This window comes from Mucilaginibacter sp. (assembly GCF_025359345.1).
Lineage (GTDB): Bacteria > Bacteroidota > Bacteroidia > Sphingobacteriales > Sphingobacteriaceae > Mucilaginibacter.
Map to the genome: position 1 here is coordinate 20,985 of NZ_JANYGQ010000019.1, position 17,385 is coordinate 38,369.

Annotated in this window: 15 protein-coding genes and 1 rRNA gene; 7 read left to right on the plus strand and 9 right to left on the minus strand. The window is 45.0% G+C overall.

What is annotated here, in order from left to right:
* Positions 1–18: 18 nt before the first annotated feature.
* Complete coding sequence (locus Q0R52_RS11465) at positions 19–2,082, plus strand: beta-L-arabinofuranosidase domain-containing protein (RefSeq protein ID WP_295794798.1); 2,064 nt, start codon at positions 19–21, stop codon at positions 2,080–2,082.
* Between the two features lie 64 nt (positions 2,083–2,146).
* On the opposite strand, the gene Q0R52_RS11470 is transcribed toward Q0R52_RS11465, so the two are convergent.
* The 4 genes from Q0R52_RS11470 to Q0R52_RS11485 are packed head-to-tail and all read right to left on the minus strand — an operon-like array spanning position 2,147 to position 5,195.
* Positions 2,147–2,974 carry a DUF4097 family beta strand repeat-containing protein gene (locus tag Q0R52_RS11470; RefSeq protein ID WP_295794799.1) on the minus strand — a complete coding sequence of 276 codons (828 nt, stop codon included), beginning with the start codon at positions 2,972–2,974 and terminating at the stop codon, positions 2,147–2,149.
* A gap of 4 nt (positions 2,975–2,978) precedes the next feature.
* The gene (locus Q0R52_RS11475; RefSeq protein ID WP_295794800.1) at positions 2,979–3,830 is read right to left on the minus strand and encodes a DUF4097 family beta strand repeat-containing protein; all 852 of its coding nucleotides are present in this window, start codon (positions 3,828–3,830) and stop codon (positions 2,979–2,981) included.
* A gap of 12 nt (positions 3,831–3,842) precedes the next feature.
* Positions 3,843–4,658 (minus strand): zf-HC2 domain-containing protein, encoded by an 816-nt coding sequence (locus tag Q0R52_RS11480; RefSeq protein WP_295794801.1) that lies wholly within the window; start codon positions 4,656–4,658, stop codon positions 3,843–3,845.
* Between the two features lie 12 nt (positions 4,659–4,670).
* Positions 4,671–5,195: an RNA polymerase sigma factor gene (locus tag Q0R52_RS11485; RefSeq protein ID WP_295794802.1), complete on the minus strand. Its 525-nt coding sequence runs from the start codon at positions 5,193–5,195 to the stop codon at positions 4,671–4,673.
* A gap of 258 nt (positions 5,196–5,453) precedes the next feature.
* Between Q0R52_RS11485 and Q0R52_RS11490 the strand changes: the two genes are divergently transcribed.
* Positions 5,454–7,325 (plus strand): M1 family metallopeptidase, encoded by a 1,872-nt coding sequence (locus Q0R52_RS11490; protein WP_295794803.1) that lies wholly within the window; start codon positions 5,454–5,456, stop codon positions 7,323–7,325.
* Positions 7,326–7,843: 518 nt separating this feature from the next.
* Positions 7,844–9,064 (plus strand): hypothetical protein, encoded by a 1,221-nt coding sequence (locus tag Q0R52_RS11495; RefSeq protein WP_295794804.1) that lies wholly within the window; start codon positions 7,844–7,846, stop codon positions 9,062–9,064.
* Between the two features lie 8 nt (positions 9,065–9,072).
* On the opposite strand, the gene Q0R52_RS11500 is transcribed toward Q0R52_RS11495, so the two are convergent.
* The 3 genes from Q0R52_RS11500 to Q0R52_RS11510 form a co-directional block, all read right to left on the minus strand.
* Positions 9,073–9,291 (minus strand): heavy metal-binding domain-containing protein, encoded by a 219-nt coding sequence (locus Q0R52_RS11500; protein WP_295794805.1) that lies wholly within the window; start codon positions 9,289–9,291, stop codon positions 9,073–9,075.
* 132 nt (positions 9,292–9,423) lie between these two features.
* Entirely contained in the window at positions 9,424–11,703 is a 2,280-nt protein-coding gene (locus Q0R52_RS11505; RefSeq protein ID WP_295794806.1) for a TonB-dependent receptor, read from the minus strand.
* A gap of 179 nt (positions 11,704–11,882) precedes the next feature.
* A complete protein-coding gene (locus Q0R52_RS11510; protein ID WP_295794808.1) occupies positions 11,883–12,269 on the minus strand; it encodes a hypothetical protein in 387 nt (128 codons plus the stop codon).
* A 231-nt stretch (positions 12,270–12,500) separates the two neighbouring features.
* Between Q0R52_RS11510 and Q0R52_RS11515 the strand changes: the two genes are divergently transcribed.
* Positions 12,501–12,965, plus strand: a complete 465-nt coding sequence (locus tag Q0R52_RS11515; RefSeq protein ID WP_295794809.1) for a hypothetical protein — start codon at positions 12,501–12,503, stop codon at positions 12,963–12,965.
* 2 nt (positions 12,966–12,967) lie between these two features.
* On the opposite strand, the gene Q0R52_RS11520 is transcribed toward Q0R52_RS11515, so the two are convergent.
* Positions 12,968–13,906: a cysteine synthase family protein gene (locus tag Q0R52_RS11520; RefSeq protein WP_295794810.1), complete on the minus strand. Its 939-nt coding sequence runs from the start codon at positions 13,904–13,906 to the stop codon at positions 12,968–12,970.
* Between the two features lie 126 nt (positions 13,907–14,032).
* On the opposite strand from Q0R52_RS11520, the gene Q0R52_RS11525 reads away from it, so the two are divergent.
* The 3 genes from Q0R52_RS11525 to Q0R52_RS11535 are packed head-to-tail and all read left to right on the plus strand — an operon-like array spanning position 14,033 to position 17,013.
* Positions 14,033–15,388 (plus strand): Gfo/Idh/MocA family oxidoreductase, encoded by a 1,356-nt coding sequence (locus tag Q0R52_RS11525; RefSeq protein ID WP_295794811.1) that lies wholly within the window; start codon positions 14,033–14,035, stop codon positions 15,386–15,388.
* A complete protein-coding gene (locus tag Q0R52_RS11530) occupies positions 15,388–16,437 on the plus strand; it encodes a PmoA family protein (protein ID WP_295794812.1) in 1,050 nt (349 codons plus the stop codon). The genes Q0R52_RS11525 and Q0R52_RS11530 overlap by 1 nt, the downstream gene beginning before the upstream one ends.
* A 21-nt stretch (positions 16,438–16,458) precedes the next feature.
* On the plus strand, positions 16,459–17,013 hold the full coding sequence (locus tag Q0R52_RS11535) for a hypothetical protein (RefSeq protein WP_295794813.1): 555 nt from the start codon (positions 16,459–16,461) through the stop codon (positions 17,011–17,013).
* Between the two features lie 277 nt (positions 17,014–17,290).
* On the opposite strand, the gene rrf is transcribed toward Q0R52_RS11535, so the two are convergent.
* A 5S ribosomal RNA gene (gene rrf, locus Q0R52_RS11540) occupies positions 17,291–17,385 on the minus strand; the annotation flags it as partial.

Below are 17,385 nucleotides of genomic sequence, written 5' to 3' on the forward strand. Positions count from 1 at the left end.
CCCGCATAACCAATTATTATGAAAAACAGACCTTCGTCGTATTTTAAGATTGCTGCGCTTTGCTGCCTTGCAGCTTTAGCAAACAACGCGACAAACGCGCAAGTGATTACTGTAGTAAAACAGGTTGATAATAAACCGCACAACAGTTACTACGTATCAAACAAAGCGCCGCTGACACCGCAATACTTTATCAAATTACCGGTAACTGCTATAAAACCGGGTGGCTGGTTAAAGAAACAGCTTGAACTGCAACGCGATGGCCTTACCGGCAACCTTGGGGAGATAAGCGTGTGGCTATCAAAAACCGACAATGCCTGGGTTAATAAAAGCGGCCATGGTAAATATGGCTGGGAGGAATTGCCTTACTGGCTAAAAGGTTATGGCGATATGGCTTATGTGTTGAAAGATCCGAAGATGCTAAAGGAAACGAAGTTTTGGATCGAGGCGGTAATACGTAACCAGCGCGCGAATGGCGATTTCGGTCCGTTGAATGAAACTAAGCCGGGTCGCAGGGATTTGTGGGGTAATATGCCGATGCTTTGGTGCCTGCAATCGTACTACGAATACAGCAACGACCCGCGGGTTTTAAAACTGATGAAGGCTTATTTTAAATACGAGCTGAGCGTTCCCGACAACTTGTTTTTGAAGGACTACTGGGAAAACAGTCGCGGCGGCGATAATTTGATCAGTGTATACTGGCTGTACAACCGCACCAGCGAAAAATGGTTACTGGATTTAGCTACGAAAATCGACAAAAACACCGCCAACTGGCGCCAGGCAAATAACCTGCCCAACTGGCATAATGTAAACGTTGCTCAATCATTTCGTGAGCCGGCTACCTATTATATGCAAAGTAAAGTGCCCGCCGACCTGCAGGCATCGTATAACGACTTTAAGCTGATCCGCACTATTTACGGCCAGGTACCTGGCGGTATGTTTGGTGCCGATGAAAACGCGCGCAAAGGATATGATGACCCACGCCAGGCAGTTGAAACCTGCGGCATGGTGGAGCAAATGACGTCGGATGAGTTTTTGCTGCAATTTACCGGCGATACTTTTTGGGCCGATAACTGTGAGGACGTGGCGTTTAACACTTTTCCCGCTGCGTTTTTACCAGACTACCGCGGCCTGCGTTATTTAACCGCCCCTAACATGGTAGTTAGCGACAGCAAAAACCACGCGCCAGGCATTGATAACGATGGCCCGTTTTTAAATATGAACCCGTTCAGCAGTCGCTGCTGTCAGCATAATCATGCTGCCGGCTGGGTTTATTATGCAGAGAACAGCTGGATGGCTACGCCGGATAATGGCTTAGCTGCGCAATTGTATTCACAAGGGTCGGTTACAGCAAAAGCAGGTAACGGACAAAAAGTTACCGTTACCACAACTACTAAATATCCTTTTAGCGAGGTGGTTGAGTTTACTGTAAATACGACAACACCCAATAAATTCCCGATATACTTAAGGCTGCCCGAATGGTGCCAAAATCCGGATATCAAACTAAATGGCGGCGAATTAAAACTGGATGCGGGCGGCAGCGGTTACATCAAACTAAACAGAACCTGGAAAAACGGTGACCGCATTACCCTGCATTTGCCTATGACCATAAAAACCCGCGAATGGGAGAAGAACAAAAATAGCGTGAGCGTTAATTACGGCCCGCTTACCTTCTCGTTAAAAATTGACGAAAAGTATGTTAAAAATACCAACAGCAAAGAAACCGCTGTTGCCGATGCCAAATGGCAGGAAAGTGCCGACCCAACAAAATGGCCTACTTTTGAAATTTACCCTGCCTCGGCATGGAACTATGGTCTGTTGCTGAATAAAACCAATCCGGCTGAATCATTCGCAGTTGAGAAAGGCGCCTGGCCGAAGGATAATAATCCTTTCACTAATACCAACGCCCCCATAACACTAAAAGCAAAAGGGAAACAAATACCGGATTGGAAAATTGACCAATATGGACTTTGCGGGTTGTTGCCGGTTAGCCCTGTTAAAACAACTGAGCCACAAACCAACCTTACGTTGGTGCCAATGGGCGGGGCGAGATTGAGAATATCTTCATTCCCGGTAGCGGAGTAGATAGTTTGAAAAAGATTTGTCAACTTTTAAAAGTTGACAAATCTAAATTCAGTTAATAAAGTGCCTATTTCGCCCTCCGGATATAGATGTTACCATTCATGTTCTTCATCATCATCTGGGGGCCGCCGCCGTTAATTTTGCCATACACCCAGTCCTCAATCTTCAGGCTGTACATGGCACCTTTGCCACCGTTCTTTTGGGTTACGGTTGGTTTGTGTTGTTCGGCTACTACATCAAAATCGGTAAAAATATCGCCGCGGTCTGATTTTAGCTTCACGTCCGCTTTCAACGTTCCCGGGAAAGTCACATCAACATTACCGTTAAGAGTCGTAAAGGCCATAGCAGCTTTAGTGTCGATGCTCCTAAATGTTACCACAACATTGCCGTTAACTGTATTGGCTACCACAGAACCCGATATGCCGGTTAATTTAATACCACCGTTAACGTTGGTTATTTCCAACTCGCCGCCTATATTGCCTGCTACAATGTCGCCATCGTTTACGGTACCAAGTTTTAACGTAACATCGTTTTGAGGGATTTTTAACACCAGGTTAGTGGTTTTTCCAGCCTCGCCTTGTATAGTTACTTTGTTATTATTTTCCTCAGCTTGGATATCCGCCCGGCCACCTGTTGACAGGGCGTGCATGCCGTCATGGGTTCTTACCCGGCCTTTATGGTCTTTATCTTTATCCTGTATTTCGATAATTATGTCCTTACCCTCATAGCCGGTAACGGTTATCGAGCCGTCAACCAGGCCTACATCCAATTTGTAAGGTTTGCCGGGCTGGCTAAGCGGCACCGTTAACTGCTGCTTCTCGGCAGTTTGCGCCCAAAGGCTGGTATTTATAAGCATCACTGCCGCTATTACTATCGTTATTTTTATCGTTTTCATCACTTTATTTTTGTTCCTTAATATAAATATTTCCGTTTAATGTTTCGAATTTTAATGTTTTGCCACCGGCGCCAAAGCGCACGTCAGATGCTTTGCTTAATTTATACGTGGTACCGCTTTTACCGTGCGCTTCTGTTTTAGTTACCCGTGACGGTAATATTTGCGTATCCGGAAAGTCGGTAAAAAACTCACCGTTCATGCTTTTAAACTCCACATCTGCAGAAAGCGTGCGCGGGTAGGTAACATTTAATTCCCCGTTTACCGAGTAATATGACGACGCATCGGGTGGGTTGCTCAAATAGGTAACCGTTACCGGCCCGTTAACTGTGTGGGCTTTAGTAGTGCCTTTTGCGTTCGCAATGTCAATACCGCCGTTTACATTGTTGATGCTTAGTGTGCCATAAACGTTTTTCACTGAAATGTCCCCATCGTTAACAGTTGATACATACAGATCAACATTGTTGGGCACTTTTACGGTGTATACCAGCTTTACATTGTAGTCGACCCGGTAGCTGTAATTATTGCGCTGCCAGCGGCGGGGGCGGGTATCATACGGAAAAGCCGTGTAAGCTATCAGGCTGTCGGGCCCCTGGTCAAAACCAAGCTTAATTTCTTTTTTGCCGTTTTCAACCGCGGCGTTATCATCGCCGGTTACGGTTTCGTCAATTTCTATCAGCACTTTATCTCCCGCATAGCCTTCAACTTTTACCGAGCCATCCAGGTTGCAGATAGAAACTTTGCCTTTGGTGAACGTAAACTGCTTGCTGATGTGGGTTTTGTATGATTGTGCCTGGGCTGCCAACTGGGCAAGGCAAAGCCCAACTCCTGCCAAAACAGGGATCAATATTTTTTTCATAAAATGGTTTGTTTAAATGAGTTGAGTAATAGTTTCTTTTATTTTATCCCTCACACCATGGTCGAGGTCTTTTTGTTTTAATAGTTCCTTGAATGACTTCACCGAACTCTTTTCCTGTAATTTCAGCATCACATCTGCAATTGCCGACTGCATCAGCGGCGAATCCTGCGTCGTGATGGACTGCACCAGGCCAAGTCGCACTTCCGGATGACCGGCAAGATGTGTCAATGCATCCAACGTGCTTAAGCGCACATTCACGTTAGGGTCGTTATTCAGGGTTGCCAGCAGAGCGTCTATCACTTCTTTATCCGCATGCTTAATTTCGGTGGTATAGCTTACCCCCCGAATACGCTCGGATGCCGAAGGGTTTTCAAGCAATGCCAGCGCCATGGTTTGCTTCAACTCATGCACCTGGGTGGTCAAGTCAGCCATTTGCTTATCCTGCTTACTGCCGCCTTTTAGGTTAAAAAACAGGTACCCGCAGCCAAAACTTACTAAAATTATGGCAAAGGTATAAGCCAACGGCCATTTTTGCCGCCATTGTAACAGCCAGCCAAGCTGTTGTCTGATACCTGCTGATGAGCCCTTTTTGTTTGCTTCGGTTGCTTTAAAGTCATTCAGCATCGCCCTGAAATCCGTTTGCAAACTGGGCGATGGTTCGGGTACTTCAACTTCATCCATCATGGCCCATAGCTGTTGCATGCTGGCCAGTTCTTCGCGGCAGGCGGCACAGCCGTTAAGGTGTTGCTCCAGCGTTTCGCGTTCGGCCGGTTTTAGTTCGTTATTTATCCAGCCGGCAAACAGCCCTTCATATTGCTCACATTTCATCGTTTTCCTGTTTTAGCGTTCTGTTTTTTCATAAATATTTTTCAACTCCTGCAAGGCCCGGTGCGCCCGGGTTTTTACAGCTATTTCTGAAATATCCAGTATCTGCGCAATTTCCTGGTATTTCAGTTCCTGGAACTTGCTTAGCGTTAGCACCTCGCGGTGGCTGTCGCTCAGCTTTTCCATTGCCTTGTAAAGCCCAAGCTTAGCCTGCTTTTTTTCAAGCTGCTCCTCGGGTGTTAAGCCGCCGGATAACCGTTCCGCGTGGTCGTCCGTATTTTCATGCTTCACCCGCTGCTTTAAACTTTTGCCCTGGTCTTTCAGCGTATTGCGGGCGATGGAATACATCCAGTGCACAAATTCGCCCGTTGCTGTAAAAGTTTCCCGGTACTTCAGCATTTTATAAAACACCTGCTGCACCAAATCCTCACTGGTTTCGCGTTGATACGTCATGTGAAAAAGAAAGCCATACAGGGCCCGATGGTACCGCTCAAACAGCAATCCCATTTTATCCAGGTCTCCGGCTTTCACCTTCAGCATGATTGTATTGTCGGCCAACGAGTTCAATCAGTGTCTTTGTTAGTGTTATTATGGTTAAATACTCCGGGGAAATAAAATGGTTACAGGAAATGTAAGTTTTTTTTAGTGATTTGAGATAAGAGTTTAGAGATTAGTTCTTGAGCCGAATTTATTAAGGTAAAAATATAATCTTTGCACCATATCATTCGCCCTGGTTATCCGTTATATCTCACAATTATTTTGCCGCTGAATATAAATATCGCCATAAAAAATTCACAGATGACATTATTCCCTAAGCTATTATTAGTCCCGTTACTGCTCATTTCAGTTCAAATCAGTTTGGCACAATCCACACTTCCTATATCACCCGAAATGCAGCGCTCGTACAAAAAAGGCACCAGGGATAAAAACGGCGCACCGGGTAAAAATTACTGGCAAAACACCGCAGATTACACTATTAAAGTCGCGTTTGACCCCATCACAAGGGAATTGAAGGGTACAGTAAACATAGCTTACACAAACAATAGCCCCGATACTTTAAACCACCTTTTATTCAAGCTATTCCCTAACCTCTATCAAAAGGAAGCTATGCGGACAATGCAGGTTGCACCTGATGACCTTGGCGATGGGGTGCATATCAGCAAATTATCAATAGACAATAAAGTATGGGATAACACAAACCTGGTTACCAGGGGGACGAACTTAACGGCACGTAAAGTATCGGTGTTACCCGGTCAGAAAATACGGGTTGTTGTTGATTATGATTACCAGTTAAATAAGGGCTCATTTATACGGACCGGGCAAGTAGATACAGGGGCATTTTTTATCGCTTACTTTTTTCCGAGAATTGCGGTGTATGATGATATTGATGGCTGGAACGAGTATCCTTACACTGGGCATGACGAGTTTTACAACGATTATGGCCGGTTTGAAACGGAAATAACCCTGCCGGGAGATTACCAGGCCTGGGCTACCGGCGATTTAATTAATACGGATGAAGTTTATAATCCTGCTTTTGCAAAGAAAATTCGTGAAGCTGGTGAAACCGATGTTGTTACCGATGTAATTACAACGGAAGATTTGAAGGCAGGTAATATCACAGTCAATAAAAAATCAAACACCTGGAAATTCCGGGCCGAAAATGTTACTGATTTTGCATTTGCTATCAGCAACCACTATGTATGGAAAGCATTGAGCCTTGTAGTTGATCCACAAACCGGGAGGCGGACGCGGGTAGATGCGGTGTTTAACCCGATGCATGATGCGTATCTGCCGGTTATTAATTATGCGCGAAACACTGTTAAAGCGATTAGCTATGATTTCCCCCACCTGCCCTTCCCCTATCCGCATGAAACCATATTTGACGGACTGGATGCTATGGAATACCCCATGATGGTAAATGACCTGCCTTTTAAAACCCGCGAAGAAACAGTTGAACTGACAACGCATGAAGTTTTCCATACCATCTTTCCGTTTCTTGTCGGCACCAACGAAACAAAACATGCATTTATGGATGAAGGCTGGGCAACGCTTTCCGAGTTCCTGTTGCACCCTTTGGTCGACCCGGATGCACCGATTGATTATGATATTAGCGACGTAAACAAAAGCGCCGGCACCGAACAGGATGTGCCGATCATGACACTTACGCCACAGCTATATGGCAAAGCAAGATTTTCCAATAAAGACCTGAAACCGGCATTGGGCTACTTGTACGTCAAAGAAATGCTGGGCGACCCGCTATTTTTAAAAGCATTGCAGCAATATATCCATACGTGGCAGGGCAAACATCCCACCCCTTACGACTTTTTCTATTGCATGAATAGTGCGTCGGGCGTTAACCTCAACTGGTTTTGGAATAACTGGTTTTTTAATAAAGGCATCCCTGATCTTGCTATCGGCGCGGTTTCTCACACAGGGAAAAACTATAAAATACAAGTTCAAAATTTGGGAACAGAGGCTGTTCCAGTCCATCTCGCGGTAACTTATACAGACGGGAGTAAAGAATTAATAAATAGGAATATATCTTGCTGGGCAACCGGGTTAAAAGTCATATCGTTGAATTTTGTGGCTAAAAAACAAGTGAACGAAATAGTTTTAGGCACAGGGCTGGACGCCGATACGGATAAAAGCAATAATACCTGGAAGCCTTAAAAAACTCGTTTAAAACAAGAAGCGCTCCTGATGGGCAGGAGCGCGTTCTAAACCAATTATAAACCTAAATTATGAGAAGAGCTGCAAACATGGACTCGAACCATCTTTACGGAAACGTACCCGTTGCTGCCGACCAGCTATTTACATTTGATAGTGCAAATATACATGTTTAAACTACAGTTGCAAAGTGTTTAATTTAATTAGTTATTTTTTGTTATTTATTTAACATTAAGATTACTTTACTGCGCAATTGGCAAGTATTGTCGAAATGACACTAAATTAATTGATACCGCGGTTTCGGAGAATTAAGTTTGCCATTGGCTGAAATTCACCTTATATAATTGCCCGTGATATTGTTTAGCCACAAGTTTAAGCTTTTGTGAACAGGCAATATTTGGCATATTTATTACCCGGCAGCCAAAACAAGATAACGCCGGAAGTGTTAAGCAAATGTTAAATTACCCAGTATTTTGTACTAACTTGCACCTGTTCAGCGTTTTTTATTTTTATTTGTCCTGATGCACAATTTTATTAGCAGTTTTAACGAACTGATGTTTTCTAACCAACTCTTTAACCGCAAACGTTACTGGTTACTTACGCCCCTATTCTTATTACTTTTTAACACTAGCTATTCGCAAGGCACCACCCCCATTGTACCCCAGCCAGTTATTCACCAAAACAGGTTTAGCGATTCCGTATCAGACAGGATAAAAGACAGTTTACGAATTGAGTTGCTGCATGCAAAGCTCGACGACCCGGTCACCGAGCGGCAGTACCTAACCAGGCTGCTAAAAGAAGAACAGGGCGTCACTGTATTTAAAGCAAAAAAACACGGCCAGAAATTTTACTACAGGCTTGCCATAGCGTTTACCAAACTTCGCCTTTACTCGCTGGCCATGAAGTTTTATTTTAAAACACTCACTATTGAAAACAATATAGATACCGTAAAATACAGACCGCTGGTAACTGCATCGGTTGACAGTAAGCAATTAATGGCTGTTAATTTTAGCCGCCAAAGAGATTCGTCGGCGGTTGAAGACAGCGTTGCCACCGGGATAATGAATGTCCATGCTACCGACATCAGCTTGATCACCAAGGACAGCACATCCTATAACGGCGATGCTGAAATTAAATCTACACCTATTGAAGCCAGTGATATTATCAATCCGTTTGAGGATGGTAAAAAAGCTGCCGCCTATGCATTGTTAATCCATGTGCGGCAGCCAGTATCGGGTAAACGCAGGGTTTATGTGTTAAATAATGTGGGGCACACTTTTATTACGCTTATAAAATACAATACCGATAGCACCATAGTTAGCCGCTCATTTGGTTTTTATCCGAAAAAGAATTTCCCGCTGGCAGCAACACCGCTGTTTCCTTCCTCGCCATCTACTTTTAAGGATGATAGGTTGCACAGCTGGGACGAAATATCAGGCACTTTTATTTCAAAAAGGCGCTTTAACCGCATGCTGGCCATCGTAAAAAAATACGACCATAAAAAATACCAGCTCAGCCATAGCAACTGCACCGATTTCGGGCTGGAAATGGCGGCCGAAGCCGGCATTTCTGTCACCGATACACAGGGCAAATGGCCGCTTGGTCATGGCAATAACCCTGCCTGCATGGGCCAGAGTATGCTGGAAGGCAAAGTGACAGCAGCCAATGAAACCTACAGCGGAAAACTACTGGTGGTTGACGATTTGGTAAACACCAAAACGACCACACATTACCACAAGTAAACTACCATTTATTTTTTGTTGACACTATCCCGCTCAACAAGCTTCATCCCACATTTAGGACAGGTTCCCGGTTTGTCGGATATTATTGAAGGGTGCATGGTGCAGTAATATTTGGCTTCTTTCTTAGTGTGCTGGTTGCTGCCGGCAGCAGCACGGTTGTTATTTTGACAGGCCGTTACAGTAAATATCAGTGCCACGAAAGCAAGTATTGTTAATAGTTTCTTCATTGTTTTGTGTTTTAGTAATTCACGAAAAATCTTTTCTCGTGGTCTCCGCGCCTTCTCAGCGAACCCCGTTGTTGAATTTAACCACAAAGTGCACAGAAAAAACACAAAGAAACACAGAGATTAAAGCTCATTTTAAAAGAAAAACGCAACTCTCAATTTTGCAAAAAACGGTGTCCCGGGTGTAAAGCTCATTTGATCTACTGGCGCAGTTTCGTTTCGTAATTGGGTCACTTCTTCAGCTTCAAACTCGTTCCATTTGGTATTGAAAAGGTTTTCGACCGACAGGCCGACTTCGTACTTTGGCCGGGTATAATTTACTTTCAAATCGGTGACGTTGTATCCATCGGCTGTTAGCGTATAGCTTTCGTTTCCGGGGCGTTTGTGCATGTAACGGTAACTAATGCCGCCATTAATACCGTTGTTAAACTTGAAATCCAAGCCACCGGTACTGGTAAACGTTGGGGCAAGGGGCAAGTAGTTTTTGCCATTGGCTTCGCCCACCAGGCGTGGTTTGGCAAGATTTACGTTCAAGTCTGCAAACAGCCACTTGGCCAGCTGGTAACGCGCTGAAAAATCAATGCCTTCGCGGCGGGTTTTGCCGCCAGGTTCAATTGTACCATCGTCGGTGTACACAAATTCCTGTTGCAGGTATAAATACCAAACAGCAGCGTTTAAATACAAACGGGGAATGGGCTTCCAGTTCAGGCCAAGATCGGCGCCGTAAGCAGCTGGTAAAGTTTGCAGGCCATTATTGCCGATTACCGCCCGTGCATCGTTGGAGTGAAAACCCTTGCCCGCTTTCAGGTAAAACTGAATTTGTTCACTAGCTGTATATTGTATGTTAAACTTTGGGCTGATGATCGCCTTATTCTGGCTGGTATCATGAAAATTAAAGTGCAGGTAATCAATCCGTGCACCGGCATTGATCAGCCATTTACCGGTTTCCAAAGTTTCGTCCAGGTAAGCATTGGCGTTATTTTCTTTAACATCGCCGGCACTTATACTTTCTAAAAATCCGCCACTGTGGGTTATGCTATTATAAACCGGGCCGTATATTCTATCCTGTCTTTCGCCAATACCAAGGGTTGACGTAAGCGTGGCATTGCCTAAGTAACTGCGTTTACTAAGCCTGCCATTATAGCCATACATATCCCTGGTTTCGTTCTGGTATTTTAAATCGCCGTTGTCATTATCATCAGCAAAAAAAGTGGTATTAACGTGCAGTTGGAAGGTATAATGGGTATAGTACAATTGGTCCTCCAGCGACCAGTTGTTCTTCAGATCCGACGATAGCTTCACTAAGGCGTTGGTCCGTGTACTTTTACCGCTCTGCGCACTGTCAATAGTACCAAACCTGTTAATGGGATTGGCGGCTATTGGTAGTTTAATAGCATTGCCATTATCATCAATGGCTGTTGTGCCGGCAACTACTGCACGTTCAGGTATCTCGCCCGATGGTATCCAACTGGTGCTGAAGGTTGACGCACTTATGGATAGCTTGTTGTTCTGCCCAAGCTGTTTGGTGTACTTGCCAAACAGGTTAAAGCGTTTGTAATGTTCGGCCAGCGCAAACGGCCCGTTGGTATAATTATACTCGCCGGCTATGTAAGCATTTTCACCATTTTGCTTGGCTTTACTGCTCAGCAAGTCGATAACCCCAGCGGCCCTGAAGGTATTGAAGCGTCCGCCTTCAAGACTTATCAAACTTTTATCCAGTGCATCTTTAGTAGTATAATTTAAATACCCCGCGGTGGCAAAGTCACCTTTGTCGGTATAGTAGGGCCCTTTACCAAAATCATAGGTTGATACTGTTTCGGGGATCAAAAAATGCAAATCGGCATAGCCTTGCCCGTGTATGTGCGATACCATATTCACCGGCATGCCATCGACCGAAACATTTAAATCGGTGCCGTGGTCGGCGTCGAAACCGCGTACAAAAATCTGCTCGGCCTTGCCGCCACCCATATGTTGGGCAATAAACAAGCCAGGCACCAGGCGCATCAAATCCTGCGAAGAATTAACCGGGCGCAGCCTGAGGTCGAGCGCGCTGAGGGTATAAAATGAATTTGCGCTTAAGTGTGGTGATACTTTAACTTCATCGAGGCTGATGCTTCCGGCACCTAGGGCTATAACTACCCGTTCTCTTGGTTTTGTAAGTTTCACAGCTTTTTTCTGGTAGCCCAGGCAATGCACCATCATAGTGCAACTGTCGCCTGGCATCATCATTTGAAAATTGCCTGATTTTGAAGTTATACAAGAATTGCCGTTTGCGTAAACAGACGCGTTTTCGATAGGTTGGTTGGTGGCGCTGTCGACCACCTTCCCTTTAAATATATGCTGTGCAATTGCTGTTTGTGCAGCGCAAATTGTAAGCAGCAGTAAAGTCAATTTCTTTAGTTGAAGAAAATTCATGCAGATAGAATATTACAATGCCAAAGGCATTTGCCGGCAGTTATTAATCTGCCGGGATTAGTTTTAGTTAAATGCGCTAATCTGTCGATTTATAAAATCAACAGAAAAGTGCGACAATAATTAAATGTAAGACGACAATACCTCGCGGCAAAAGGTGAGATTATTGACAAAAAAAAGGGTTATGCGATTGATTTTGGCGGACGAAAAATCGCGTCAATATAGTGGTTGGTATATTGGTACGAATAACTGGGGAATATAGATTTATTATCCTTCAAAGCGACCGGCTCAATTAAAGCCAGTTTAAAAGGTTCCTGGAAGAAGGAAATCTCCAGGCGGCTGAAGTTGTCTCTTGCAGCTTCTTTCCGCTCATTTTCCTGGGCTTGTTTTATCTTTTTTACGAAATAACACTTACCGTTACAATGCAGCCATGGTTTATCGCGGTTTTCGCAAAGGGTGGTGGCAATGTATTTTTTGTTCAGCTCAAAGCCCGCGAAGATGAAGAACCGCGAGAAGTGCACCGCCATGAGTGAAACAATAAGAAAGTATGCTGTTATCCGTTTTAACATGCCGCTGCAAATGTAAGGGCTGGTTGCTTAAAAGTCAAGCAGGACTTTATATTATCATACGATCAGCAAATCAACCGGGTTGTTTGGCGCCGAACTTAAATTTCACCCAGCTGTGTATCCAATGAAAACCATGAAAAAAACAAGCGTGCTATTATTCCAGTGAACCTTTTAGCACCACATACAACTTTCCGTTTTAATTTATATTTTTAGCAAATAAACCAACCCATCATCATGAAATTTAAACCTGCAGCTTTAATAGCATTTTCAGTTATTATTTTTTTAATAGCCTGCAATGCTCCTGTAGAAAAGAAGGACGCCGCTAACCCTATCATTGGCACCTGGCGCCTGGTATCCGGCGCAACTATCAGTAAAGGCAAAACCGAGCAAACCAGCTACCCGAAAGACCAGCAGATGATAAAAATTATTAACGATACGCACTTTGCATTTTTAAACCACACCATGAACACCGCCAAGGATTCGTCAAACAAATTTGACGCGGGCGGCGGCGCTTACATCTTAAAAGGCGACCAGTACACCGAGCACCTTGATTACTACAAAGACAAAGCCTGGGAAGGCAAACCATTCACCTTTACAGTTACTTTCAGCGGCGATACATTGATTCAAAAAGGTGTCGAAAAGGTAGAAGGTACCAATATTGACAGGGTGATTATCGAAAAATACCTGCGCGAAAAGTAGGCTTAATCAAACAGGCCGCTGCTCAAATATTTCATTCCCGAATCAACAGCCACGGTTACCACTACATGGCCGGGACCCAGTTCTTTGGCAATTTGAAGAGCGGCTATTACATTCATACCCGTTGAGGTACCGGCAAATATGCCTTCTTTAGCGGCAAGTAATTTTGCCATGCTGCGGGCATCGGCTTCGTCAATGACTCTTACTTCATCGTAAAGTTTTTTGTCGAGAAACGGCGGCACAAAACCGACACCAATGCCGTCGATTTTGTGGCTGCCTTTTATCCCTTTTGATATCAACGGCGCAGATGCCGGCTCCAGAATTACCACTTTGGTAGCTGGGTTTGCTTTTTTTAATACTTTGGAAACACCCATTGCCATACCTGCGCTGCCGGCCGCTCCGCAGAAAACGTCTACCGGCGCATCCAGTTTGTCCAGTATTTCTTCTGCCATTTTGTTGTAGCCGTCAAGCACGTCGGGGTTATTAAACTGGTCGGTCAGGTAACCGCCCGATGCAGCGCTGATTTCATTTGCGCGGGCTATCATCTTTGGGATGAGGTCGGGGGTGACTTTACCGCCGTCGCTGGGCATAATCTCCAGGTCGGCGCCAAAAATGCGCATGGTTTGCAGTTTCTCTTTGGCAAAAGCATCTGATGAAATTACATGGAATTTATACCCCTTTACACTGCACACAAATGCAAGTGAAGTACCGGTGCTGCCACCTGTGCATTCCACAATGGTTGTCCCCGGTTTAATGTCACCACGACGTTCGGCGTTTTCTATAACTGATAACGCCATCCGGTCTTTATAAGAGCCGGTGGGGTTATAATATTCAAGTTTTATATAGATATCTGCGCAATTTTCGGGAACGATATTTCTCAACTTAACCAACGGCGTGTTGCCGATGGCGGCAGTAATATTATCATTTTGCGGCATGTTATTCATAGGTAATCGTCGTTAATTACCAAATGTAATACACATCTTACAGAGTTGATATTACTTTTTGTGTAACTTCATAAATATTAAATTTCGTATTAACGAAAGCCAATTTACCTGTATAAAATAACATCTATGGAAGAATCACGTCGCAAATTCATCAAACAGGCAACGCTTGCCGGCGCGGGCATTGTGCTCGCTAAAACTGGTTTCAGTGCTAAAAGCTATAAACGCATCATCGGCGCTAATGACAGGGTGCGCGTTGGGGTTGTTGGCTTTTCCGACAGGCACCGCAGTTCGCATCTGCCTAGCTTTATGAACCATTACAAAGAACTTAACTTTGAAATAGCGGCCGTTTCAGATATATGGAAGCGCCGCCGGGAAGAGGGTGCCGCCGTCTGGAAAGAGAAAATGCAGAACGATGTAAAGGCCTACCGCAATAATGAAGAATTGTACGACAGCAAAACGGTGGATGCTGTATTTATCAGTACAGCTGATTTTCAGCACGCGCGGCATGCCATCGAGGCTGTAAAAGCAGGTTGCGATGCTTATGTTGAAAAGCCGTTTGCCGAAACGATGGAAGACAACCGGGCTGCGCTTAAAGCGGTGAAGGAGTCGGGTAAGATTGTGCAGATAGGTTCACAAAGGCGCAGCGGGGCAAATTACCATGCGGCCAACGATTTCATCCGTTCGGGTAAATTTGGGCCGATAACGATGGTCGAACTAACCTGGAATGTTAACCAGCCCGGCAGGTGGCGCCGGCCCGAATTATTGGGCGTGATAAAAGAAGAGGATACTGACTGGAAACGCTTTATCATGAACAGGCCCTACGAGCCGTTCAACCCGCGCATCTACCTTGAGTATCGCCTGTTTTGGCCATATTCTTCAGGCCTGCCCGGTCAGTGGATGAGTCACCAGATTGATACGGTGCACTGGTTTACCGGCCTTAAACATCCGCGCAGCGTGGTGGCAAACGGCGGTATTTATATGTGGAAGGATGGACGCCGTAACTGGGATACCATAACCGCCGCTTTTGATTACGGCCCGCTGGATGACCCGTCGACGGGTTTCCAGGTTACGTTTGGTTCACGCATGCACAATGGCGATGAGCACCCTGCCGAAATTTACTATTCAAATGGCGGCGAGCTGAACCTGATAAATAATACCGTTTCGCCAGCCGGTGGGCTAACGCAAAAAATGGCAGCAGCCATGAATATGCAGGCCAACCTATTGCCCGAATTGAGCCTGGCAAATACCGAAAAAGTTGTGGCATCGGCCAATACCGGCGGCGACATACTCACCTCGAACCATGTACGCAACTGGATGGAATGCGTGCGCAGCCGTAAGGAACCGAACGCCCCTGTTGAAGCGGGATACAGCCACTCAATAGCTAACATCATGACCAATGCCGCAGTACATACCGGCTATAAGGCAACCTTCGATGAAAAAACACAGGAAGTAATGGCCAATGGCAAAGTATTTAAATATTGATGATGAACAGCTTTAAGCAATTGAGTTTTGCTGCCGCGATAGCCTTGCTGCCGTGTTTAGCCATTGCCCAGAATAATGAGCCGGTGAAGGTTGTAAAGTCAGTCACCGAAAACAGGGTCGACGTATCAATTGGTGGGAAGCCCTTTACAAGTTTCCTTTATCCAGACAGTTTGGAAAAGCCGGTGCTGTTTCCGCTCCGAGCATCAAACGGTACGGTTGTTACCCGTGGGTTTCCGCTTGCACCCAACCCAGGCGAGCCAACCGACCACCCCCATCACATCGGCCTGTGGTTTAATTTCGAAAATGTAAACGGGCTCGATTTCTGGAATAACTCGTACGCTATCCCTGCAAATAAAAAAAGCCAGTATGGCTGGATACGTACCGATAAGATATTGGAGACATCAAGCGGCAAGAAAGGGAAACTCACCTATCATGCCAATTGGACAAATCAGCAAAAGGATGTTCTTTTGGAAGAAACCACCCATTTTGAGTTTAGCGGTGATAAAAACCAACGAGTGATAGACCGGATTACGACATTAACAGCAAAAGTTGATGTTGTTTTTAATGACGCAAAAGACGGTATGCTGGGTTTACGCCTGGCACACGAATTACAAATGCCGACTACCGAAGATCAGAAATTCACCGATAATAAAGGCAATGTAACCACAGTAAAAGGCGGCACCCACCACGTTGCAAATGGCAACTACCTAACCAGCGCCGGTAAAACCGGCAACGATGCCTGGAGCACCCGCGGCGTTTGGTGCAAAGTTTATGGCAAAATGGGCGCCGATTCGGTGAGCATAGCTATTATTGATCACCCTAGAAACGCGAATTATCCTACATTTTGGCATGCCAGGGGGTATGGTTTATTTGCAGCAAACCCGCTTGGTGAAAAGATATTTACAAATGGGAAATCTGAAAAGAATTTGAGTTTGAAAAAGGGGGAATCGGTGACGTTTAGGTATAGGATTGTGATAAGCAGCGGAGGGAGCACGATAAGTGTGAATGAGCTTAATGAGCGTGCGAGAGTGTTTGGGAACAGTAATTGATTACAATTTTATTTCTGATTCGTGTTTAATTTATATTTAAGAAGCAAAAGAAAGCTGCGATGGATAGCCACAATCGGCTACCTTGCTATTATTTTATTTACCACTTCCCCAATATTATCTGTAGTGTTGGCCGCTACTATAGCTGATAATCACGGATGTGCACTCAACGAAGGCGGTGTGAACCCATGCGTAATCGGGGGAGCGGACTATGGAGGATTATTATATAATATGGGGGTATTGGGGTGGTTCGCTATGGCTTCGATTCCATTGGGTATTGTTGGATTTATAGTATTGACGATAAAAGTAAGGGACGGGAGCAGGTTCCTAAACCAAGGCACCTGGTATGCCATGTGCGATCTTAAGAATTTAACAGCTAACCAATTTGATGGACGCCTTTTTCTGGAAGCTGATGTTGATCATGACGGAGAAAAAAAGCGACTACAAATATTCTTCAAAAATATAACCGAACAACGGAAGTTTACTAATCACCGGGGAACTTATATTGGCGGGCTGCTGAAAGATGACAACAATGTTGGCACACCGGTTCTATATAACGCGATAGTGACTTCAACATAAAAATGTTATTCTAACGCAAAAGAAATACTCCCCCCCCAGAAATTCTGCGTGATCCCAGGTTTGAGGAACCCGGCAGCGCCACTGACAACAAACCGCCATAAAACAAGAAACCCCTGGTTCATAGAACTAAGGGTCTTGATAAGATTTGGCACCGACCTACTCTCCCATCCGCTGACTAGCGGACAGTACCATCGGCTCTGGCGGGCTTAACTTCTTTGTTTGGCAAGGGTTATAAAACAAGAAACCCCTAGTTCACTGAACTAAGGGTCTTGATAAGATTTGGCACCGACCTACTCTCCCACATTTTACTGCAGTACCATCGGCTCTGGCGGGCTTAACTTCTCTGTTCGGAATGGGAAGAGGTGGACACCG

What these genes read in the sequence shown, in the direction of transcription:
- Q0R52_RS11465 (WP_295794798.1), top strand. Translation starts at nt 19, where the DNA reads ATGAAAAACAGACCTTCGTCGTATTTTAAGATTGCTGCGCTTTGCTGC.
- Q0R52_RS11470 (WP_295794799.1), bottom strand. Translation starts at nt 2,974, where the DNA reads ATGAAAACGATAAAAATAACGATAGTAATAGCGGCAGTGATGCTTATA.
- Q0R52_RS11475 (WP_295794800.1), bottom strand. Translation starts at nt 3,830, where the DNA reads ATGAAAAAAATATTGATCCCTGTTTTGGCAGGAGTTGGGCTTTGCCTT.
- Q0R52_RS11480 (WP_295794801.1), bottom strand. Translation starts at nt 4,658, where the DNA reads ATGAAATGTGAGCAATATGAAGGGCTGTTTGCCGGCTGGATAAATAAC.
- Q0R52_RS11485 (WP_295794802.1), bottom strand. Translation starts at nt 5,195, where the DNA reads ATGCTGAAGGTGAAAGCCGGAGACCTGGATAAAATGGGATTGCTGTTT.
- Q0R52_RS11490 (WP_295794803.1), top strand. Translation starts at nt 5,454, where the DNA reads ATGACATTATTCCCTAAGCTATTATTAGTCCCGTTACTGCTCATTTCA.
- Q0R52_RS11495 (WP_295794804.1), top strand. Translation starts at nt 7,844, where the DNA reads ATGCACAATTTTATTAGCAGTTTTAACGAACTGATGTTTTCTAACCAA.
- Q0R52_RS11500 (WP_295794805.1), bottom strand. Translation starts at nt 9,291, where the DNA reads ATGAAGAAACTATTAACAATACTTGCTTTCGTGGCACTGATATTTACT.
- Q0R52_RS11505 (WP_295794806.1), bottom strand. Translation starts at nt 11,703, where the DNA reads ATGAATTTTCTTCAACTAAAGAAATTGACTTTACTGCTGCTTACAATT.
- Q0R52_RS11510 (WP_295794808.1), bottom strand. Translation starts at nt 12,269, where the DNA reads ATGTTAAAACGGATAACAGCATACTTTCTTATTGTTTCACTCATGGCG.
- Q0R52_RS11515 (WP_295794809.1), top strand. Translation starts at nt 12,501, where the DNA reads ATGAAATTTAAACCTGCAGCTTTAATAGCATTTTCAGTTATTATTTTT.
- Q0R52_RS11520 (WP_295794810.1), bottom strand. Translation starts at nt 13,906, where the DNA reads ATGAATAACATGCCGCAAAATGATAATATTACTGCCGCCATCGGCAAC.
- Q0R52_RS11525 (WP_295794811.1), top strand. Translation starts at nt 14,033, where the DNA reads ATGGAAGAATCACGTCGCAAATTCATCAAACAGGCAACGCTTGCCGGC.
- Q0R52_RS11530 (WP_295794812.1), top strand. Translation starts at nt 15,388, where the DNA reads ATGATGAACAGCTTTAAGCAATTGAGTTTTGCTGCCGCGATAGCCTTG.